General features: G+C 64.9%; 14 protein-coding genes. 10 read left to right on the top strand and 4 right to left on the bottom strand.

Translation table 11 applies throughout. The features are described from left to right. Positions 1 to 63 precede the first annotated feature (63 nt). Complete coding sequence (gene pafA / locus ON44_RS18070; RefSeq protein WP_218007602.1) at positions 64 to 1,422, top strand: Pup--protein ligase; 1,359 nt, start codon at positions 64 to 66, stop codon at positions 1,420 to 1,422. A 154-nt stretch (positions 1,423 to 1,576) separates the two neighbouring features. Here the strand turns inward: pafA and ON44_RS18065 are convergent, their stop codons facing one another. Then, on the bottom strand, positions 1,577 to 1,873 hold the full coding sequence (locus tag ON44_RS18065) for an MTH1187 family thiamine-binding protein (RefSeq protein WP_040691611.1): 297 nt from the start codon (positions 1,871 to 1,873) through the stop codon (positions 1,577 to 1,579). A gap of 88 nt (positions 1,874 to 1,961) precedes the next feature. On the opposite strand from ON44_RS18065, the gene ON44_RS18060 reads away from it, so the two are divergent. The 7 genes from ON44_RS18060 (at position 1,962) to ON44_RS52625 (ending at position 6,766) form a co-directional block, all read left to right on the top strand. Beyond that, positions 1,962 to 2,957 carry a helix-turn-helix transcriptional regulator gene (locus tag ON44_RS18060; RefSeq protein ID WP_085998562.1) on the top strand — a complete coding sequence of 332 codons (996 nt, stop codon included), beginning with the start codon at positions 1,962 to 1,964 and terminating at the stop codon, positions 2,955 to 2,957. Between the two features lie 159 nt (positions 2,958 to 3,116). Continuing rightward, entirely contained in the window at positions 3,117 to 4,115 is a 999-nt protein-coding gene (locus ON44_RS18055) for a helix-turn-helix transcriptional regulator (protein WP_040691513.1), read from the top strand. A gap of 22 nt (positions 4,116 to 4,137) precedes the next feature. Further along, on the top strand, positions 4,138 to 5,181 hold the full coding sequence (locus ON44_RS18050; protein ID WP_040691511.1) for a 2-dehydropantoate 2-reductase: 1,044 nt from the start codon (positions 4,138 to 4,140) through the stop codon (positions 5,179 to 5,181). 169 nt (positions 5,182 to 5,350) lie between these two features. Then, on the top strand, positions 5,351 to 5,641 hold the full coding sequence (locus ON44_RS18045; RefSeq protein ID WP_040691509.1) for a hypothetical protein: 291 nt from the start codon (positions 5,351 to 5,353) through the stop codon (positions 5,639 to 5,641). Positions 5,642 to 5,786: 145 nt separating this feature from the next. Next, positions 5,787 to 6,038 carry a hypothetical protein gene (locus tag ON44_RS18040; RefSeq protein ID WP_157187209.1) on the top strand — a complete coding sequence of 84 codons (252 nt, stop codon included), beginning with the start codon at positions 5,787 to 5,789 and terminating at the stop codon, positions 6,036 to 6,038. Positions 6,039 to 6,066: 28 nt separating this feature from the next. Then, positions 6,067 to 6,414, top strand: a complete 348-nt coding sequence (locus tag ON44_RS54035) for an NAD-dependent epimerase/dehydratase family protein (RefSeq protein ID WP_051182155.1) — start codon at positions 6,067 to 6,069, stop codon at positions 6,412 to 6,414. After that, positions 6,305 to 6,766 (top strand): NAD-dependent epimerase/dehydratase family protein, encoded by a 462-nt coding sequence (locus tag ON44_RS52625; RefSeq protein WP_373283177.1) that lies wholly within the window; start codon positions 6,305 to 6,307, stop codon positions 6,764 to 6,766. The genes ON44_RS54035 and ON44_RS52625 overlap by 110 nt, the downstream gene beginning before the upstream one ends. On the opposite strand, the gene ON44_RS18030 is transcribed toward ON44_RS52625, so the two are convergent. Next, positions 6,700 to 9,303, bottom strand: a complete 2,604-nt coding sequence (locus ON44_RS18030) for a discoidin domain-containing protein (protein ID WP_245567214.1) — start codon at positions 9,301 to 9,303, stop codon at positions 6,700 to 6,702. The genes ON44_RS52625 and ON44_RS18030 overlap by 67 nt on opposite strands. A gap of 1,050 nt (positions 9,304 to 10,353) precedes the next feature. Between ON44_RS18030 and ON44_RS53465 the strand changes: the two genes are divergently transcribed. Together ON44_RS53465 and ON44_RS18025 are read left to right on the top strand one after the other, a co-directional pair. Beyond that, positions 10,354 to 10,482, top strand: coding sequence for a hypothetical protein (locus tag ON44_RS53465; protein ID WP_281005215.1), 129 nt, complete (start codon positions 10,354 to 10,356; stop codon positions 10,480 to 10,482). A gap of 41 nt (positions 10,483 to 10,523) precedes the next feature. Then, entirely contained in the window at positions 10,524 to 11,144 is a 621-nt protein-coding gene (locus tag ON44_RS18025) for a TetR/AcrR family transcriptional regulator (RefSeq protein ID WP_040691608.1), read from the top strand. 93 nt (positions 11,145 to 11,237) lie between these two features. Here ON44_RS18025 and ON44_RS18020 read toward each other — a convergent pair whose 3' ends face one another. Both ON44_RS18020 and ON44_RS18015 read right to left on the bottom strand, forming a co-directional pair. Next, complete coding sequence (locus ON44_RS18020) at positions 11,238 to 12,410, bottom strand: aromatic ring-hydroxylating oxygenase subunit alpha (RefSeq protein ID WP_040691504.1); 1,173 nt, start codon at positions 12,408 to 12,410, stop codon at positions 11,238 to 11,240. 226 nt (positions 12,411 to 12,636) lie between these two features. Continuing rightward, positions 12,637 to 14,208, bottom strand: a complete 1,572-nt coding sequence (locus tag ON44_RS18015; RefSeq protein ID WP_306306495.1) for an MFS transporter — start codon at positions 14,206 to 14,208, stop codon at positions 12,637 to 12,639. Positions 14,209 to 14,233: the final 25 nt, after the last annotated feature.

The raw sequence follows: 14,233 nt of genomic DNA, 5'->3' as shown, positions 1-14,233 counted from the left end.
CGTATGCACCGGGGTTGTCCGCAGCCCCACGCGAGTACATGACATAGCTGTAATGTCGATAGTGTGCAGCGACGAATCATGGGGATCGAGACCGAATTCGGTGTGACGTGCACCTTCCACGGACACCGTCGGCTCAGCCCCGACGAGGTGGCCCGGTATCTTTTCCGCCGGGTAGTTTCCTGGGGCCGTAGCTCTAACGTGTTCCTCCGCAACGGTGCTCGGCTCTACCTCGATGTCGGGTCGCATCCGGAGTACGCCACCGCAGAGTGCGACAACTTGGCGCAGCTGGTCACTCACGACCGGGCTGGTGAGCGCGTGCTGGAGGAGTTGCTGATCGACGCCGAACAGCGCCTCGCGGAGGAAGGCATCGGCGGCGACATCTACCTGTTCAAGAACAACACCGACTCCGCGGGCAACTCCTACGGCTGCCACGAGAACTTCCTCGTCGTGCGGGCCGGCGAGTTCTCCCGGATCTCGGATGTGCTGTTGCCGTTCCTGGTCACGCGCCAGCTGATCTGCGGTGCGGGCAAGGTGCTGCAGACGCCGAAGGCGGCCACGTTCTGCCTGTCCCAGCGTGCCGAGCACATCTGGGAGGGCGTCTCCTCGGCGACCACCCGCTCGCGCCCGATCATCAACACCCGCGACGAGCCGCACGCCGACGCGGAGAAGTACCGGCGTCTGCACGTGATCGTCGGCGACTCGAATATGTCCGAGACCACCACCATGCTGAAGGTCGGCACGGCGGCGCTGGTGCTGGAGATGATCGAGGCGGGCGTCTCGTTCCGCGATTTCGCCCTGGACAACCCGATCCGCGCCATCCGCGAGGTCAGCCACGACCTGACCGGTCGTCGTCCGGTCCGGCTCGCCGGCGGACGCCAGGCCAGTGCACTCGACATCCAGCGTGAGTACTACGCCCGCGCCGTCGAGCACCTGCGCAACCGCGACCGTGATCCCAATATCGACCAGGTCGTCGATCTGTGGGGCCGCACTCTGGACGCGGTCGAGGCACAGGACTTCGCCAAGGTCGACACGGAGGTCGACTGGGTGATCAAGCGCAAGCTCTTCCAGCGCTACCAGGACCGCTACGGCATGGAACTGTCCGATCCCAAGATCGCCCAGCTCGACCTGGCATACCACGACATCAAACGCGGCCGCGGCGTCTTCGACCTGCTGCAGCGCAAGGGTCTGGCCAAGCGCGTCACCGAGGACGAGGCCGTCGACGCCGCCGTGGACACCCCGCCGCAGACCACCCGCGCCAAACTGCGCGGCGATTTCATCACCGCCGCCCAGGAGGCGGGCCGTGACTTCACCGTCGACTGGGTGCATCTCAAGCTCAACGACCAGGCCCAGCGCACGGTCTTGTGCAAGGACCCGTTCCGCTCCGTCGACGAGCGCGTGGATCGGCTGATCGCCTCGATGTAGCCACTCCCGCCGCCCTCCCAGGGCGAGGTAGTGATCAAGGTGAGCGCCGCCGTCGGCCTTTGCAGTCACAGACCTACTGGGCCCCTCACACAGGTTGTGACTTCTGTGCGGAGGCCGATAGGTCTGTGCGAGCGAAAGTCGGCGTGGGCTGTAGCTAGCTCTCGGTGAGGTAGCGCTCGACGGTTTCGACCTTCGAGGTCATCGCGTCGGTGACGCCTGGGCGGATGTCGGCTTTCATGACCAGGCTGCAGCGGGGTGCGACCGCGAGTATGGCGTCCGTGGCGTCCTTGACCACGGCCATCACCTCGTCCCATTCGCCCTCGACGGTGGTGAACATGGCATCGGTGCGGTTCGGGAGGCCGCTGGCCCGCACGACGCGGACGGCCTCGGCGACGGCTCGGCCGACATCTACACCCACACCCAGCGGTGTCACGGAGAACGCGATGATCATGACTCCATGATGGCCGCGCGCGAACCGGATCGGGGTGAATCGCGCGCCGACGCGCGGTCGCGGCGGGCGGCCGATTACCCTGTGTCGAGTGGCGATATCCAAGGTCGAGCGGCTGATGAATCTGGTCATCGCGCTGCTGTCGACCCGGCAATTCCTGACCGCGGAGCGGATTCGGGACAGCGTCGCGGGGTACGAGGATTCGGCCAGCGACGAGGCGTTCAGTCGAATGTTCGAGCGCGATAAGAACGAGCTGCGTGACCTGGGGATTCCCCTGGAGGTCGGGCAGGTCAGCCGATATTCGACGGTGGAGGGCTATCGGATCAACCGTGACGCCTACGAACTACCCGATATCGATCTGACCAGCGAGGAAGCGGCGGCGGTCGCGGTCGCGGTGCAGATGTGGGAGTCGCCGGAGCTGGCGGCCGCGGCTGAGGGCGCGCTGTTGAAATTGCGCGCGGCCGGGATCCACGTCGAGACCGATGCCGCGGTGGCCTCGGTGCCCGCGGTCCCCGCGCGCACCCGTGGCTCGGATGCGGTGCTCGGCAAGCTGCTGGCCGCGGTCGATGCTGGTCAGGCGGTGCGGTTCGAACATCGGGGTGCGATCAACGAGCCGTATGTCATGCGTGATGTGGAGCCGTGGGGTGTGGTCACCCACAACGGCCGCTGGTATCTGGTCGGGCACGATCGGAACCGGGATGCGGTCCGCAGCTTCCGGCTATCGCGCATCGGCGACGATGTGACCGCCTACGGCCCACCCAATGCGGTGAGCAAGCCCGAGGGCGTGGATCTGCGTGAGATCGTCGGCACCGTGACCGGCAGCGCCCCGGTGACCGGCACCGCGACGGTGTGGGTGGCCGACGGTCACGGCCGCGAGATCCGTCGACTCGGACCCGTGCTGGAAGAGCGCACCATCGGCGAACGCCACGGCGTGGTCGTCGAATTGCCCATCCGATCCCGAGATTGGTTGGCGCGCTTGATCACCGGACTCGGTCCAGATGCCGTAGTACTCGCACCCGAGGAACTGCGCGCGGATGTGGTGGCGCGATTGCGTTCGGTCTTCGACCACACGGAGGTCACCGCATGAGCGAGCGCAGCGAGCGAACCATCAACACAGCCGGGCACTCGCTCGTGCCGGAACCGAGCGCCGGCGAGGTGGAGGCATGAGCGAGCGCAGCGAGCGAAGGACAGGCACAGCCGAGCATCGCTCGGTCATGACGGAGCCGAGCGGCGGCGAGGTGCAGTCATGAGCGAGCGGACGACAGGCACAGCCGAGCGCAGTCGACTTTCGGTTCGGCTCTCGCGGCTGCTCAATATGATTCCCTACTTCATCGCCAATCCGGGGATCAGTGCCGCAGAGGCCGCCGCCGATCTCGGCGTGACCACCAAGCAGCTGATGAGCGATCTCAATCAGCTGTGGATGTGCGGCCTACCTGGTTACGGACCGGGCGATCTGATCGACCTGTCGTTCTCCGAGGAGAGCATCGAGGTCACCTTCTCGGCGGGCATCGACCGGCCGCTGCGGCTGACCTCCACCGAGGCGACCGCATTGCTGGTGGCGCTGCGCTCGATCGTGGATATGCCGGGCATGGTGGATCCGACCGCGGCGCATGCGGCGATCGCCAAACTGGAATCGGCCATCGTCGGCGGCAAGACCGTCGATGAGGCCCGCGAGCATCTGCCGACCGAGGCGCCGGCAGTCTCGACGGTGCGGTCCGCGCTGGCCCGCCAGCGCGCGCTGCGCCTGGTCTACTACTCGGCGAGTCGCGATGTCGTATCCGAGCGTGTCGTCGATCCCATTCGTATTGTCCTGGTGGACAACAACAGTTACCTGCAGGCCTGGTGCCGCGAAGCCGAGGGTGTGCGACTGTTCCGCTTCGATCGGATCGAGGCGGCCACCGAACTCGACGAGCCCGCCCGTCCGCCGAGCCATGCGACCGAGGAGGCCGCCGCGCTCGACCTGTTCCAGGACGATCCCGCGGTTCCGCTGGCGCGCTTGCGCATTCGCGGCGATTACGGTTGGGTGCTCGATCAATATCCGATGCATCGGATGGCGGTGCACCCGGACGGCAGCATCGAGACGACCATGCGCTTCGCCACTATGGACTGGATGGCGCGGCTGCTGCTCGGCTTTGGTTCCGGCGTAACGGTGCTCGGCCCACCCGAGTTGATCACTGCGGTGCGCGAACGCTCGAACGCCGCGCTGGCCGCCTACGAAGCGGCCGGTTTCCTGGAGACCAGATGAATCACACGGAGGCTGGAACGGCGTGAGTGAGGTGGTAGCACCCGCTCGGGTGCTGGTCCTGGGCGCCGGAAGCATCGGGTCCTTTGTCGGCGGAAAGCTGGCGGCGGCCGGCACCGGTGTCACATTCGTCGGCCGGCAGCCGGTGCTGGACGAGATAAGCGCATCCGGGCTGCGGCTCACCGACCTCGATGGCGGTGACGTCGCGGTGGCGGGGGATGCGGTGCGGGTGTCGACCACGCCGGAGGATGTCGGGTCTGCCGATCTGGTGCTGGTCACGGTGAAGTCGGCGGCGACCGCGGCGGCCGTGCGCGATCTCGAGGGCAAGATCCGCCCCGGCACCGTGGTGCTGAGCCTGCAGAACGGGATCGGCAACGACGCGGTGATTCGCGATATCCTGCCCACCTGCGTGGTGCTGGCCGGCATGGTGATGTTCAACGTCGTGCACCATCCCGACGGCCGGTTCCATCGCGGCACCGAGGGCGGGCTGGCGGTACAGGACGATCCGGCGCTCGTACAGTTCGCCGACGTATTCGCGCGTGCTGGTCTAGCACTGCGGCGGTATCCGGACCTGCTGCCGGTGCAATGGGCGAAGCTGCTGCTGAACCTCAACAACCCGATCAACGCGCTGTCCGGCAGGCCGCTGCGCGAGGAACTGTCCGACCGCGACTTCCGGCGCTGCCTGGCCCTCACCCAGCGCGAGGCGCTGGCAGCGATGCACAGGGCGCGAATTCGCCCTGCCCGGCTGACGCCGCTGCCACCGGAGTGGATGGCCCGGCTGCTGACCGTTCCGGACGGGATCTTCCGCCGGGTCGCCGCGACCGTGCTGGCCATCGATCCGGAGGCGCGCTCGTCCATGGCCGATGACCTCGAACTCGGTCGCAAGACCGAAATCTCCTGGTTGTGCGGGGAGATCGTGAGCCTCGGCGCGATGGTGGGGCTGCCGACACCGGTCAATCAGCGACTTATCGAACTGATCGTGGCCGCCGAACACGGTGACCGCCGCGACTGGACCGGACCGGAACTGTTGGAGCAACTGCGATCGGCGGCTGGCACAAAGAACGACTGACTTCGTGAGTACATGGTTAACTCCGGTTGACGTCAGCCATTAAATGGCGGGTTTGATGACAAGCTGCGACGGCTGGCCAGCAACCATGCTGGACACGACCGATCGGGCAGGGTGCAGTTTTGCCATAGCCAACACCGCAGCCGCTTCGAGAGTCCGGCCTCGTAAGCTGGTGGGTACCGGCCCTTGCGCAGCACCCGCGATCCAACACAACACCCGTCTCGCGGTCGCCGTGACGATCCGGCGCGCACTGCGCGAGCTGGCAGCCGCGGGCATCACCACGGTGCGCGACCTCGGCGCGCCCCGTTACGTCGACAGCGACACCTTCGCCACCACCACACCGCCCACCCGGGTACTGAAAGCCACTATCCCGCTGACGATCCCGCCCACGCATACGGCACCACTGGGATCCGCCAGGCGGTCGACGTGGGCGTCGACTCGATCGAGCACTGCACATGGATGACCGACGACGGCGGATTCGACTTCGATCTCGGCCTCGTCAACGCCATCGCCGCACAGGCGATCTCGTTGCATCCCACGCCCGTAGCCACGGACTGGAACCCGTCGCGGAACTGGCCAACAGCGTCAACTCCGACAGCCTGCCGGACATGATGGCCGAGGTCTTCACCACGGTGAGCATCAACCGCTTCGACAACGCCCTCGTCTTCGACACCGCAGCGCCGCTGATCCGTTTCGCCGAGGCCATGGCCTCCCTCTGCGGCGTCGGTGCCGACAGCCCACACCGCGACGCCATCCTCGCCGACGTAGCCACCGACATCCACCGGTGGTTCACTAGCCATCCAAGCCAGGTGTGGCGCGACCCCAAGGGCTATATCGTCGCCACCGGAATTGTTGAATAGCACTGCTACCAAGGAGGATTCGAATTCTGTGAAGCTGCTCGTCACCGGCGGCGCCGGATACATCGGCTCCGTCGTCGCCCACCAACTCGTCGACGCCGGCCACGAGGTCGAGATCATCGACAACCTCTCCACCGGGTTCGAGTCCAACCTGCCCACCGCGGCCCGATTTTATGAGATGTCGGTCATCAGGTCGCCGACCTCCTCACCCCCGAAGCCCGGGGGTCGCCGAATCGGTCAGCAACCCAGACAAATACTGGCACAACAACATCGAAGGATCACTGGCACTGCTGCGCGCGATCCGCAACGCGACTGTTCCTCGCCTGATCTTCTCCAGCACGGGATCGATGTACACCGGCGACGGCACCACCGCCTTTGACGAAACCGCCGAAGTCCGACCCAAGAACCCATACGCCGCAACCAAAGCCACGGTCGATCAGCTCATCGCAGGAGAATGCGGCGCCGCCGACACGCTCGGCGCGGCAACGCTGCGCTACTTCAACGCCGCCAGAGCGGTCCTCACCGCGGACGGGGTCCATCTGGGTGAACGGCACGAACCGGAATCGCATCTGATACCGATCCTGCTGCAAGCCGCCGATGGCCAGCGTGACACGTTCACGCTATTCGGCACCGACTACGAAACCCTTCTCGGCGATAGTCCGTATCACTGTGGTGGGCCGGATATTTCCAGTTCCTGGACAGTGGGATGGGTTTTGGGGCTGGTGACCTGAAGGCGCAGGTAGCGGGCGGTGAGTGGGTTTTGCACTGTGCCGGTTGCGGGGTCGGTGGTGACCGGTGTCCAGGTGTGGTTGTCGGTGGATGCGGTGATTGTGTACATCGGTGCGCGCTCGGCCCAGCGCGGGAGGATTCTGCTGATGGGTTGGTCGGTGCCGAGATCGACGGTGAGGTTTGCTTGGGTGGCCTCGGGTGCCCAACCGGTGGCGAGGCTGCCGTCGACTGCGGCGGCGGCGTATCGGCCCGGTTCCTCGGAGGAGGCGGTGACAGATGTGCATCGGGCGAGGTTTTCGCTGTGCTCCAGATCCGGCCGCCGAGTCGCGACGGTCAACGGCTCGCTGCTACTGAGCATGTGCATGCCGGTCGGGGTTTCGACCTGCATCGGTACACCCTCGGTAAGAGTGAGGGTTGTGCTGCCTGGCCCGATCTGGGCATCGAAAGTTCTTCCCTGCCAGTGCATTCCGTGTATGGACACGCCGGATTTCAGTTCCGGCGACAGCAGGGGGTCGATGCGGATCCTGTCCTCGCGCAGGCGCAGCCCCAGCAGTCCGTTGGTGAAAGACTGCAGGAATCCACCGGCCGCGGTAACGAACGTGAACGCTGGAGCGCTCAGGATCTCCGTGATACCACCGACACCCCGCGACTCCGAGAATTGCCCGAACGGCGCACGCATGAATGAACGCACCGCACGTTCGAGATAGGTTTGGGTCACGCATCCAGGGCGCCCGATCGCGGCGGCGGCGATGGCGTGGATGGAGTCGGTCATCGCCGGACCGTCGGGATCGGTGCGTTCGGCGTAGTAGTCCAGCGTATGCTCGGAAACCTCTTGGGACATAGGCCATTCCAGTGGGTAGATCAGCAGCGCGGCGTCGGCTTGTTTGATCGGTGTGCCCGGATAGCCGTCGTACTGGAGGAAGACTTGTTTCGCCGGATCGAACGGTATGCGCAGCCGGTCGGCGATCGTGGTCCATTCGGGTGGGCTCGGTTCGCCGAGGAGATCGGCGGCGTGTGCGGCATTCCGCAGGGCACGTGCGGCCACAGCGTTGGTATAGACCCCGTCCCGTACGCCGTTGCTGTATTCGTCGGGGCCTGCGACATTGTTGATGGAGTAGCTGCCGTCCGGATTCGGCGTGACTCGCGAGACCCAGAATTCGGCCACGTTCTGCATGACCGGCCAGATGCGGTTGCGTAGATAGTCCTTGTCACCGGTCGCGAGGTAATACTGCCAGGCGGCCAGGGAGATATCACCCTGCAGATGAATCTGATTCAGGCAGTGCGGCGGCAGCCAGCTCAGACACTCGGCCAGATCGCCGCGGCTGGCGCTGGTCCACGGATAGAACGCGCCACGGAAACCGAGCAGCCGTGCATTGGCCTGCGCCCCCGGCAGTGTCTTGTGCCGGTAGTCCACAACCGTTTTCGCCAGCTCGGGCGCGAACTGCAGCAGCGTCGGGAACATCCAGGTATCGGCATCCCAGAACACCGCGCCCGCGTAGTTGTCGCTGCTGAGCCCAACTGGTGAAATGCTGTTGTCCTGCTGGGAATTCGTGCTCGAATACAGTGAATACAGCGAGCCACGCACCCAAGTCTGGACCTCGGGATCATCCGGTATGGCAATGTCGCCGCGCCACAGCGACCGCCACACCGCTGCCGTGTCGGCGAGCAGCCGCGGCCAGCCCTTGTCCGCGGCCGCGCGCGCGGCGTCGAACGCCGCAGTCGCGGGATCCGAGGCGGTGAGCGTTGTGTCGACACCGACGAACTTCGTCACCTCGTAGGTTTCCTCCGCCCGAACCTCCCACCGTGCCTCCCGGCCGATGCTCAATTCGAGCGCTGGCGAAACCTGCTGCGCCGTCGATGCTGTCGTGCGTAATACCGAAGCGACCTCACCGGTGACCGCAGTGCCATCAGTTCGGAAACCGACACCGATACCGTCCTCGCCATGCGCACCACCGTCGCTCTGCGTCATTCGTCGCGCCCCGGCGCCGTCGAGCATATCGGTGACAGTGACCTGACCGGACCAGTGCGGAACCATCGTCAGACGCACCGCCCCGACATGCTGATCGACGCGATCGGTGAGCACCTCGTACACCAGGTCGGTGGACTCGCCGTCCGGTGTGGTCCAGGTGAGGGAGGTGCGTACCAGCCCACACCGCTGGTGCACCGTCTGCACGAAATTCGTGATCTGCGCCGACGGTGTTGCGCCGGAGTACTTCTCGCCGCCGACACCAACGGTGAGGCCCGACCAGTTCGGAATGGCCACCGCCACCTCGCGGTCCGCGGCGACACCCGGTGTATGGCCGTAGAGTCCGGCAACGAACGCGCCGTCATAACGTGGCGTGTACAGCGGCCAACCACTCAGCTCGTCCGTCACGGCGTAGCCCATACCACGCGGGGGCACCCGCAACCCGAGATAGCCATTGCCCACGAAGGGATGCCGATCGTAGGCGGCATCGACCTCGCCGCTCGACGGCGCCCACTCCGATGCGGCGGCGAGCTCGTCATCCGGGCAAATAGTCCCCGCCGTCGCCTCGGACATGTGGTGTACCGCGACCGCAGGAACCCGAACCGCCAACGGAAGAACCACAAGCATCGCGACAGCGATACAAGCCCTGGCCCACACGCCGACCCGGCCGAAGCGCCTGCCTATCAAGGACAACTACGTACCTCTCCGTGTGGCGACTACTCCGCGTGTACGCCAGCGCCGCAGCAGCGCGGTCGGAGATTATCGATTATTCGATATAATTTGCCGAATAATTGAGAGAACCCTAATGGCGCGCGGGTCGAGGGTCAAGACCGTATCCTGCTGCGACCGAGCAGAGTTCGGGTCCGAGACGCATGCTGTAGCGGGTCGGCACCACGATCGGGCGAGCCTGGGGAGATGGACCGCTACGTGGTCGCCGTGGCCCGCAAGGGCCACGGGCCGCAAAGCAGGCCGCGAAGGATTTCGAGATCGACTGCTCGCGCATGACCTCGGTTGGCGGTTTCGGCATTGCACGACGCGATTGCGTTGTAGTCACCGAAAGGCACCGTCGGGCAGCGCGTTTCGAGCCAGAAAGTCCGTATCCGTTTGGTGCGCAATGGGCTACATGGATCCATGCCGGCGCATGTTCGGCCGCCGATCTGACCAAGGAAGGGGGTGCTGGATACGCCACGCTTGTGAGTTGCTCGATCGCCGAGAGACCCTGGGTGCGTGGAGTACAGCTCCTCGCATGGTGCCTTCTTTAACTGTCGTGTCGGCCCCCGGCAGTGTCGGACGCGGTCGTGATGTGGCAACGATCGCTAGCGGAGGAGGGGCGTGAGTGAGGAAAGTCCAGGCTCTACATGGCGGTTGGCCGATTTGCTGCGCGATAAGCATCGCTGTGCCCCTGTGGCCGGATCTTGTCAAGCGCGACCGGGTGGTGCCGGGAGAAGTCGAGGTGAACGGCGAGTGAGAACACTGCTGCAACAGTTTCGTGATCGCCGCGAGGCGACCGGGGCCGGGGCGGTCGCCTGCTTCCACTGAGCTCGGTGTACCAGCACGAAGAGCACCAACTGTATGCCGAGCACTTCGACGCGGCATTGACGGTGTGGAGCTGGCAAGTCGAGCGTGCTCGATGAGACCGAACGGCGTCATGGGCGGCGAGTGCTGCGGGTGTCGTTGTCGAATCTGGGTGTGGCTGAAGAGGACGAAACGCTGATGAACCGCATCGAGAAGGAGTTCATGCTGACCCGGTAACGTCGACCGCGACCGTAGCGGGTGAAGGAGTGAACAATCCGATGCGTACGCATGGATGGTCTGGGGCGGCACCCCGCGACGACAACGAAGCCATCGAACGGATTCTGGCTGCCGCGCGGCAGGCGATCGATCGCTTCGGTGTCGAGTTCAGCATTGCGGAGGTTGCTCGTGAAGTCGGTGTCACCCGCCAGACGGTGTACCGTTACTTCCCCAGCACCGAAGCGCTATTGACCGCGACGGCTGTTGCGCACACCGGGCATTTCCTGGACATCCTCGCTGAGCATCTGGGCGATATTCGTGACCCCGCAACCGCTGTTGTGGAAGGTATCGCCTACACCCTCGAGCGCCTGCCCCACGAGAAATACCTCAACCTGCTGCTCACCCCAGGTCGCGCTAGCGCCTTCTCCGCCGGCGTAACTTCCGACGCCGCACTGACATTCGGTCGCTCAATTGTGCAGCGCTTCTCGGTCGACTGGGACGCAGCCGGAATTTCCGGCAATGAACTGGACCAACTTGTCGAACATATGTTGCGTATTGTCCAGTCCTTCGTCATCGATCCCGGCCGCCCGCCACGCCGCGGCGAAGACCTGCGTAGATACCTCACCACCTGGGTTGCCCCGGCACTTCCGAACAGCAACCTATCGCGCAACAACCCGACGTAGCCGACGCATCGGCCACATACCTGAACCAGTTCGGCAGGTTTGGTGTCCTTCTTATAGTGGGTGGCACGAAGGTCGGTACGCCGACGACGGCCACTAGCCCAGGGCGACGCCGAGTTCGGTGGCGAAGACTTTGATCATGTGTTGGACACCGATTTCATTGCGGCCGATGATCATGTGATCGTGTTGACCTCGGCGGACGCCTTCGCCGCATTGGGGGAGCACGGCGAAGTCTTCGTCGCGGACCGCGGCGTGGACCTGGGCGTAGATGCTGTCGTAAACCGCGCGTTGTTCGTCGGTGGTGGCGGGGATTTTGGCCATCCAGCTGTGTCGGACGGTGCAGCGGGTGGGTGATCCGGCGGGGAGCAAATCGAGGACTTCGACCCCGACTGGGCTATTGGCCAGGATCAGGTTGGGGTAGATCCAATAGATCACACCCATGTTCATCAACGGGTCCCAGGAACCGGTCGGGTCGGTGTCCAACGCGGTGATCCAGTTGAACGGGAAGCCCATGCGGTGATGGCGTCCGAAGGTGTCATGGGCAGAGGTGTTGGCCACGGTGTTCTGGCCGATGACGCTCTCGCCGTGGACGAACGGGAAGTGGTAGCTCTCGGCAAAGGCCTCCAGCGCGCCTTTCCAGCTGACCTCCGATTCGAATTCACGTTCGTCGTGGAAGCCGTAGGAGCCGTAATCGAACTGGGCCAATTCCGGGCCGATCGCGCCGAGGTGGGCATCGATATCGATCGAGCCGTCTGCGGAGAGCACCGCCCAGACGAAACCGTGCCGTTCCTGGTTGGGCAGTTCGACCAGGCCGTAGTCGTCGCGTGACATCCCGGTGAAGCCGGCCTTGCCCGGCACACCCGCCAGCTCGCCGGTGTTGCGGTAGGTCCATGCATGGTACGGGCAGGTGAAGCGGGTGGCGTTACCCGAGCCGCAGGCGGGTTTGGCGCCGCGGTGGCGGCAGTAGTTCAAGAAGACGTGCGTGGTTCCGGTGTGGTCGCGGGTGATCAGCAGGGAATCGCCGAGCACGGTGCGCACCACGTAGTCGTTGGGCTCGGGAATCTGGACGCTGGGGACGATCGCCAGCGGGGTGCGGCGCAAGATCTGCGATTCCTCGATCTCGGTGATCTTGGGATCGCGGTAGTAGTGCAGCGGTACGCGCAGCGTGGACTCAGCCATGTCGGTGGTGTGGCCGAGTACCAGCCGGAGCGCACGCCGGGTCAGGTCTTCGGTCAGTCCGGTACGGCCCTCGGCGGTCTGGAAGGTCATGGAGGTGTTCCTTTCGCGAACTCCCCTCAGACCATACATATTGAATGATGTGTATGGTCGAAAATCGGCGGAACCCGGGACACAGCAGGTCGCCCGGCGATGCAGCCGGGCGACCTGTGACTGCGTGTATTCTGCTGTGCCGGTTGCTCGGTGGCGTACTGCCGTTCCTCTGGAGACGAAGTCGGGGGAGTCGCCGTGGACGCAGCCCTCACGCATGCGAAACGCCTCAATCTGCGGTGTCACAATCGACCGTCGTCCCGGCTGGCACATGATCTGGAACTATGTGCTGTCGCCGCAGGTAGCGGATCCACGGCGCTGGTCGGCCGTTGCGTCCGGGTGCCACGATCGTGACAAGCACTGCCGCGATGACCAGCACAGCGCCGAGCGCAGTCAGTGATGTGGTCATCGCCTGGAGGAATGCTGTCTGTGCCAGTTCGGCCAATTGCGTGCCGAGAGCACCACTTCGATCGGCCACCGCCAGTGCCTGTGCGAGCGAACCTGCGGCAGTATCGCGGATATCGGCGGGGTAGGACGCCAGCGCGGATCGCAGCGCGGCATCGTATCGGGCGGCCAGCAGCGATCCGGCGACCGCGATACCCAGTGCCGCACCCAACTCTCGGGTGGTGTCGTTGACGGCAGAGGCGACGCCTTGCTTGTCCATCGGCGCTGCCGCGGTGATAGCGGATGTGGCTGGGGCTGAGCACAATCCGATGCCGGTACTCATGACCACCATCAGCCACCCCAGTTCCAGATAAGTCGAGTCGGTGGTCAGCGACGTCGTTGCGAACAGTCCGGCGGCGGTGATCAGCAGGCCACCGGCAATGGAAGCGCGCAATCCCACCAGGGGTAGATACCAGTGGGTGAGTGCTCCTAGAACGAGCATGGGTAGCGCGATCGGGCTCAGCGCGACTGCGGCTTTCAGTGGGCTGTAGCCCAGTAGGAGGCTCAGGTACTGAATGATCAGGAAGAAATATCCATAGGTGGCGAAGAACAGGAACGTTATGCCTGCTGCACCGGCCGCGAAACCTGGCTGTGCGAATAACCGGACATCGAGCAAAGGGTACCGACTGCGGAGTTGGACGACCGTGAACGCAGCAGCGAGTAAGACCCCGGCCGTAATGGACGAGACGGCAATGGGGTCGAGCCATCCGCGTTCGGGAGCCTCGATCACTCCGAACACGAACAGCGCCACCGCGCCGACGACCAGTACCGCTCCCCACCAGTCGACGGGCTTCGCGGAGGCATCCGGCGAGGAACCGATGCGCCAGGCCGCGGCGAACAGCGCACCCGCACTGGCGGCCAGCGCCACGAACACCGATTGCCACGACCAGAACAACAACAGCACACCGGTGCCGAGAAACCCGACAATCGCGCCCATTCCGCAGAACCCGGCCCAGATGCCGACCGCCTTGTTGCGTTCGGCGCTGGGATACGAGGCGGTCAACAACGACAGTGTCGCCGGCATGACGAACGCCGCGCCGACGCCCGCCACCACCCGGGCCGCGATGATCTGCGGCGGGCTGTCGAAGACCACCGGCGCGAGCGATGCCACTCCGAATACGCCCAGCCCGACCAGCAACGCCCCGCGACGTCCGTACCGATCGCCGAGTGCACCGCCCGGTAGCAGCAGACACGCAAGTGTCAGGCTGTAGCCGTCGACTATCCACGTCAGCTGCGCCTGACTCGCCGACGTGGTCTCGGCCAGGTTGGCCAGCGCGGTATTGAGGGCCACCATCGACGCCATCACCACGAGTACGCATAGACAGCTGACCGTCAGCAGCCACCACCTCGCACGCACGAGACCTGCGACGTCACCATCTCCA

The sequence above is a fragment of the Nocardia vinacea NBRC 16497 genome (assembly GCF_000308835.1).
GTDB classification, from domain to species: Bacteria; Actinomycetota; Actinomycetes; order Mycobacteriales; family Mycobacteriaceae; genus Nocardia; species Nocardia vinacea.
This window is presented reverse-complemented; position numbering and strand designations above follow the sequence as displayed.